General features: G+C 36.7%; 1 protein-coding gene. It reads right to left on the reverse strand.

Annotated elements, in window-relative coordinates; genetic code table 11:
* Positions 1-608 (reverse strand): AMP-binding protein (locus tag AB5935_RS27575; protein WP_368328048.1); only part of this gene is annotated, 608 nt, incomplete at both ends.

The raw sequence follows: 608 nt of genomic DNA on the forward strand, positions 1-608 counted from the left end.
GTTCAATACGATATCCATTGTGTTTAATTTGAGAATCTTTACGTCCTACATACATAATCTCGCCCAGTTCATTTCTATAAACGATATCGCCAGTACAATAGATGATCTCCGGATAATGTTTGTTCAATGGATTTTGGATAAAAGCTTCTGCCGTTTTTTGAGGATTGTTATAATATCCCAAAGCAAGTGAAGAACCTCGAACACAGAGCTCTCCTTGTTCATTCACAACACAAGGCTTAAAATCTGCATTGAGAATCAACACATCACTATTTTTGCATGGAAATCCGATAGGTAATGGTTCATCATCATTAAACTCACGTTCTACAGTGTAATAAGTACAATCCACTGTGATTTCAGTAGGACCATAGAGATTAACATAACGACATTCCGGCATATTGCGACGCCAATAATTAAGATGTTTATTGGGCATTACCTCACCAGCAAAAAATACATCACGGAGATATTGGGGTTTACGGCTATCAAGAATCTTGAAGTTTGCCATGTTAACAAGAACAAACGGCACCCAAAATACAAAAGTAATTTTTTTCTCGTCCAGATACTCCACCAACTTAGCTGGAAATGCAAAGAATGTATCAGGAATAATATTC

The organism is Phocaeicola sp. RTP21198st1_B8_RTP21198_201120, from assembly GCF_040929485.1.
In the GTDB taxonomy this organism is placed as follows: Bacteria; Bacteroidota; Bacteroidia; order Bacteroidales; family Bacteroidaceae; genus Phocaeicola; species Phocaeicola dorei.